Consider the following 6,053-nt stretch of genomic DNA (forward strand, 5'->3'; position numbering starts at 1 on the left):
ATGCCGACCGCGAAGCCGCCCATCCAGTCGCCCGCCGGATCGATGAAATCGGCGAGGCACATATTGGCGCGGTCGCGGCTCTTCTTGACCTGCTGGCGCAGGAAAGGCAGCGTCACATGGCGCTCCTCTTCGGCGAGGTGGATGGTGACGCTGTCACCATCGCGCGCGCACGGCCAGAGGGCGCAGACGCCGCGTGCGGTCAGCCACTTCTCCGCGATCAGTCTGTCGAGCATCGCATCGGCATCGGCCTTCAGCGCCTGCGCCGTCTCACCGACCACCTCGTCGTTCATGATCGACGGCCAGGTGCCGTGCAGCTCCCACGCGCGGAAAAAGGGCGTCCAGTCGATGCATTCGCGCAAATCGTCGAGCGACCAGTCGTCGAATCGGTGCAGTCCGGGTTGCAGCGGCGGCGCGGGCTTGTCGCTGAGATAGGCGTCGTAATAATTGGCACGCGCTTCTTCGAGGGTGTGCAGCACGCTCTGCCCCTTGCCCGCGCGCACGTCGCGGATATGGGCGTAATCGTCCTTATAGCCCTTCACATAGGCCTCGCGCCCGGTGTCGCTGACCAGCGACGTCGCGACGCCCACCGCGCGGCTCGCGTCGAGGACGTGAAGCACCGGCCCCTGATAAGCGGGATCGATGCGCAGCGCGGTGTGGACCTTCGACGTCGTCGCGCCGCCGATCAGCAGCGGCATCGTCATGCCGGCGCGCTGCATTTCCTCGGCCACCGTCACCATCTCGTCGAGCGAGGGGGTGATCAGGCCCGAGAGGCCGATCATGTCGGCGTCATTCTCGTTCGCCGCCTCGAGGATCTTGCTCCACGGCACCATGACGCCCAGATCGACGATCTCGAAGCCGTTGCACTGGAGCACCACGCCGACGATATTCTTGCCGATATCGTGGACGTCGCCCTTCACGGTCGCCATCACGACCTTGCCCTTGCCCTTCGCGCCCGGCTCCTTCGACGCCTCGATGAAGGGCAGCAGATGCGCGACTGCCTTTTTCATCACGCGCGCCGATTTGACGACCTGCGGCAGGAACATCTTGCCCGACCCGAACAGGTCGCCGACGACATTCATGCCGTCCATCAGCGGCCCCTCGATCACCTCGATCGGGCGCGGCATAGCCAAGCGCATTTCCTCGGTGTCGTCGACGACATAGGCGTCGATGCCCTTGACCAGCGCATGCTCGAGCCGCTTCGCGACGTCCCAGCCGCGCCATTCCTCGGCCGCCTTTTCCTGCGCGGGGTTGCTACCCTTGTAACGTTCGGCAAGCGCGATCAGCCGTTCGGTCGGGCTCTCGGCCTCGCCGGGGGTCTTGCGGTTGAGCACGACATCCTCGACCGCCTGCCGCAGTTCGGGGTCGATCGTGTCATAGACGTCGAGCTGGCCCGCGTTGACGATCGCCATGTCGAGCCCGGCGGGGATCGCATAATAGAGGAAGACGCTGTGCATCGCGCGGCGCACGACCTCATTGCCGCGGAAGCCGAAGGAAAGGTTCGATAGCCCGCCCGAAAAATGGACGTGCGGACAGCGGACGCGGATGACCTTCACCGCCTCGATGAAATCGACCGCATAATTGTCATGCTCTTCCAGCCCCGTCGCGACCGCGAACACATTGGGGTCGAAGATGATGTCCTCGGGCGGAAAGCCGATGGTCATCAGCAGCTTGTAGGCGCGCTCGCAAATCTCGATCTTGCGTTCCATCGTGTCGGCCTGCCCGACCTCGTCGAACGCCATCACGACGACCGCGGCGCCGTAAGCCATGCATTTGCGCGCATGGATCAGGAAAGGCTCCTCGCCTTCCTTCATGCTGATCGAATTGACGATCGGCTTGCCGGGAACGCATTTCAGCCCAGCCTCGATCACGCTCCATTTCGAGCTGTCGATCATCACCGGCACCCGCGCGATATCGGGCTCGGCGGCGATGAGCTTCAAAAAGGTCGTCATCGCATATTCGGCGTCGAGCAGGCCTTCGTCCATATTGACGTCGATGACCTGCGCGCCATTTTCGACCTGCTGGCGCGCGACCTCGACCGCCGCGGCATAATCGTCGGCGAGGATCAGCTTCTTGAACGCCGCGGAGCCCGTGACGTTGGTGCGTTCGCCGATATTGACGAAGCTGGATGAGGCGGCGGTGGTCATCGGATAATCCTGAAACTGGTCATTAGGTGCCGAGCGGGCGGGCGAGGACGAGATCGTCGTAGAACTTGCCGCCGACGTTGAACTGGCGCGTGCCGAGGTCGGCGAATCCCTGCTTGCGGTAAAAGGCCAGCGCGCGTTCGTTCTGCGCATAAACGCCAAGCAGAAGGCGGCGATGGCCGCGCGCGGCCTCCCGCGCCTGCTTCATCAACGCCGCGCCCAGCCCGCTGCCGTGAAAGCGCGACAGTGAATAGATGCGCTTCAACTCGATATCGCCTTCAAGCGCCGCGGCGAGGTCCGGCTTGCCGACGAGCGCGAAACCGATCGGCGCACCGCCGGGCTGTGCCTCGGCGATCCACGCACGCGCGCCGGCCGCCAGATAGGTTCTGTACGCCGCTTCAGTATGCTGCGCCGCGCAATGACCGACGATCGCCTCGCCGTCGAGAATGCCGGCGAAGGTTTCCAGAAAGGTCGCGGCGCCGATCAGCGCGAGCGCCGACGCATCTTCGGCTCCGGCTTCCCGGATCGTCCATGCCGGATTGTCGGTCATCGGTTCAGGCCGCCATGGTGAAGGGCTCGAGCCCCGCGAGCCGCGTGCGCACCGGCACCTCGGGAATCTGACGCGGAGCGAGCCCCTCGATCGCTTGCGCCATCGCCGCGATATGCGCCGGCGTCGAACCGCAGCAGCCGCCGAGGATATTGACCTGGCCATGTTCGGCCCATTCACGCACCAGCCCCGCGGTCGTGTCGGGCATCTCGTCATATTCGCCGAGTTCGTTGGGCAGGCCCGCGTTCGGGTAGACCATCACCAGCGCATCGGCGAGATCGGACAGCACGCGGACATGCGGGCGAAGCTGCGCGGCGCCGAACGAGCAGTTGAGCCCGATCGTCAGCGGTTGCGCATGGCGCACCGCGTACCAGAAGGCCTCGACCGTGTGCCCCGACAGGTTGCGGCCACTGAGGTCGGTGAGCGTCATCGAGATCATCAGCGGCAGCTCGCGCCCGACCTTCGCCTCGGCCTCGAGCGTCGCGGCGATCCCGGCCTTGGCGTTGAGCGTGTCGAAGATCGTCTCGATCAGGATGAAGTCGGCGCCGCCTTCGGCGAGCGCGACGACCTGATCCAGATAGACATTCTTCAATTCGTCGAAATCGATCTCGCGATAGCCCGGATTGTTGACGTCGGGCGACAGTGACAGCGTCTTGTTCGTCGGCCCGACCGCGCCCGCGATGAAGCGGCGGCGGCCGTCCATCGCTTCATATTTGTCGGCGGCCGCGCGGCCCAGCCGTGCGCTTTCGTGATTGATGTCGGCGACCAGATGTTCGGCGCCATAGTCGGCCTGGCTGATCGTGTTGGCGCTGAAGGTGTTGGTCGACACGATGTCCGACCCCGCCGCCAGATAGGCTTCGCCGATCGCGGTGACGACATCGGGACGCGTCAGCGCGAGGATGTCGTTATTGCCCTTCTGGTCGTGCGACAGCCCGAGGTTGCCGGCATAGTCGGCCTCGACCAGCTTGCGGAGCTGGATCTGGGTGCCCCAGCCGCCGTCGGTCAGCAGGATGCGGTCCTTGGCGGCCGCCTGCAAAGCTTCGCGCGCGCTGATCATCGGCGTACCTCCCAATAAATAGGGACAGTCCCTATTTTTCTATCGCCGACGCACCGGTCGAACGCACTGGTTCGCGAAAAATAGGGACTGTCCCTATTTATTGATGCGCTGGTCATGCGGCTTTCTCCGTCGCGGGCGCCGCCGCCGGGCGCAGGCCCAGCAGGTGGCAGATGGCATAGCTGAGCTCGGCGCGGTTGAGCGTGTAGAAATGGAAGTCGCGCACCCCGCCCGCATAGAGGCGGCGGCACATCTCGGCGGCGATCGTCGCGGCGACAAGCTGGCGCGCGGCGGGCAGGTCGTCGAGCCCCTCGAACAGCGAGATCATCCACGCCGGGATCGCGGTGCCGCACATGTCGGCCATGCGCCGCGTCTGCGACACGTTCGACACCGGCAGAATACCCGGGATGATCGGTGCGGTGATCCCCGCCGCCGCGGCCGCGTCACGGAAACGCAGAAAGCTGTCGGGCGAAAAGAAGAATTGCGTGATCGCGCGCGTCGCACCCGCATCAAGCTTGCGCTTCAGATTGTCGAGATCGGACTCGGCGCAGGTCGCGTCAGGGTGCACCTCGGGATAGGCGGCGACGGAAATATCGAAGGGCGCAATCGCTTTCAGCCCCGCGACGAGTTCGATCGCATTGGCATAGCCGTCGGGATGCGCGCGGTACGGCGCGCCGCCGGGAACGTCACCACGCAGCGCGACGATATGCCGCACCCCGGCATCCCAATAGGCGTGCGCCACCTCGTCGATCTCGGCGCGCGACGCCTCGACGCAGGTGAGGTGCGCGGCGGGCGGGACGCGGCTTTCGGCGGCGATGCGCGCGACGGTCGCATGGGTGCGCTCGCGCGTCGATCCGCCAGCGCCATAGGTGACCGACACAAAGCTCGGCCCCAGCGGCTCGAGCGTGCGGAAGGTGTCCCACAGCTGCGCCTCCATCTTCTCGGTCTTGGGCGGGAAAAATTCGAAGCTGACGCCGATGTCGCCTTCGAGATTGGCGAACAGCGGCGAGGCCGCGGCGCGGCGCGCCTCCGCCAGCGAGTTCAGATTCGACGTCATGCCGCAAGCCTTTTACTTTGTCCGTCGCCAATGACGGGAGGTTGATCTTCATCGCTGCGACGGCGGCCGAGCCACAGCTTCACGGCCAGCTCCCCGCCTTCCAGCGTCTGGGTATTTTCCAGCAGCAGCCCCGCCGATGCGAACCAGCCGCGGATCTGCGCATCCGAAAAGCCGAGACGCGCGTGCGCCGCGAAATTGCGCAACTCCTCGTCCTCGTGCGGTGCGAAATCGACGACGAGCAAATGGCCGCCGCCGCGCAGCACCCGGCTCGCTTCGGCGATCACACGATCGGGCTCATGCGCGAAATGCAGCGCCTGATGGATGACGATGCTGTCGATGCTGGCATCGGCGACCGGCAGGTTCAGGAAGTCGCCCTGGAGCAGGTCGACGGGAACCGATTGCCCCGCCAGCTTGGTGCGCGCGATGCGCAGCATTTCGGGGCTGCGATCGAGCGCGGTGATGCGGCGCGCGGTCGGCGCAAAGATTTCCGCCATCCGGCCGGTGCCGGTGCCGATGTCGAGCAGATGGCCGAGCCGGCGATTGTGCATCATCGCCAGCATCGCCGCCTCGACCTCGCTCTCGGCGACATGGCGCGACCGGATCGCGTCCCATTCGGCGGCATGTTCGGCGAAATAGCGTTCGGCGGACGCCGCGCGTTCGTCGCGCACCGCCGCCAGCCGCCGCGCATCATGCGCGATGACCCGCGTCTCGCGCGCGGAGAAGGGCCATTTTTCGGCTTGCCCGATAATCTCGGCGACCGGACCGCCGACCGCGATGCGCAGGAAAACCCAGCTTCCCTCGCGCCGCCGCTCGACGATTCCGGCCTCGACAAGGATCCGGACATGGCGCGATACGCGCGGCTGGCTCTGGTCGAGCACGACCGCCAATTCACCGATCGCGAGCTCCATCTCGCGCAAAAGCGCGACGACTCGCAATCGCGTCGGGTCCGCGAGGGCACGGAAAATGTCGATCAGCTCGCTCACGGATCAACATATAAAGCTTTCTTTATATCTGGTCAACCGGCCGCCGCTCCCCTATTTCCGCCACACACCCTCCGTTCGTGGTCGAATTGCGACGAAACAGGCAAGCTCTCAAAAAAATGGCGTTGCACGTCATTTGGCGAGGGGGTAATTCTGCGCGCGATTGGCAAATTTCGGGATCGATCAGTTCCTGTGCCGATCGGTCAATTCAAACCGAGAGGGGTATTCCCAAATGAAGAAATCGATCACTCTGTCGCTCGTCCTCGCCGCCTCG

The 6,053-nt window shown here is 65.0% G+C and carries 5 protein-coding genes; all 5 read right to left on the minus strand.

Translation table 11 applies throughout. The annotated features are described in order from the left end of the window. A partial coding sequence (locus tag VJ811_RS13595) for a dihydropteroate synthase (protein ID WP_324073206.1) occupies window positions 1–2,144 on the minus strand: 2,144 nt, incomplete at its 3' end. A gap of 22 nt (window positions 2,145–2,166) precedes the next feature. Continuing rightward, window positions 2,167–2,691, minus strand: coding sequence for a GNAT family N-acetyltransferase (locus VJ811_RS13600; protein WP_324073208.1), 525 nt, complete (start codon window positions 2,689–2,691; stop codon window positions 2,167–2,169). 4 nt (window positions 2,692–2,695) lie between these two features. Next, entirely contained in the window at window positions 2,696–3,745 is a 1,050-nt protein-coding gene (locus tag VJ811_RS13605) for a homocysteine S-methyltransferase family protein (RefSeq protein WP_324073210.1), read from the minus strand. A 112-nt stretch (window positions 3,746–3,857) separates the two neighbouring features. Then, entirely contained in the window at window positions 3,858–4,799 is a 942-nt protein-coding gene (gene metF / locus VJ811_RS13610; RefSeq protein ID WP_324073211.1) for a methylenetetrahydrofolate reductase, read from the minus strand. Continuing rightward, window positions 4,796–5,782 (minus strand): metalloregulator ArsR/SmtB family transcription factor, encoded by a 987-nt coding sequence (locus tag VJ811_RS13615; protein ID WP_324073214.1) that lies wholly within the window; start codon window positions 5,780–5,782, stop codon window positions 4,796–4,798. Before VJ811_RS13615 ends, metF begins: the two co-directional genes overlap by 4 nt. Between the last annotated feature and the right edge of the window lie 271 nt (window positions 5,783–6,053).

The sequence above is a fragment of the Sphingopyxis sp. genome, from assembly GCF_035250425.1.
Lineage (GTDB): Bacteria > Pseudomonadota > Alphaproteobacteria > Sphingomonadales > Sphingomonadaceae > Sphingopyxis.

Bases quoted from the DNA above. Each gene is read 5' to 3' on its own strand.
- VJ811_RS13600 (WP_324073208.1), bottom strand. From the start codon at position 2,691: ATGACCGACAATCCGGCATGGACGATCCGGGAAGCCGGAGCCGAAGAT.
- VJ811_RS13605 (WP_324073210.1), bottom strand. From the start codon at position 3,745: ATGATCAGCGCGCGCGAAGCTTTGCAGGCGGCCGCCAAGGACCGCATC.
- metF (WP_324073211.1), bottom strand. From the start codon at position 4,799: ATGACGTCGAATCTGAACTCGCTGGCGGAGGCGCGCCGCGCCGCGGCC.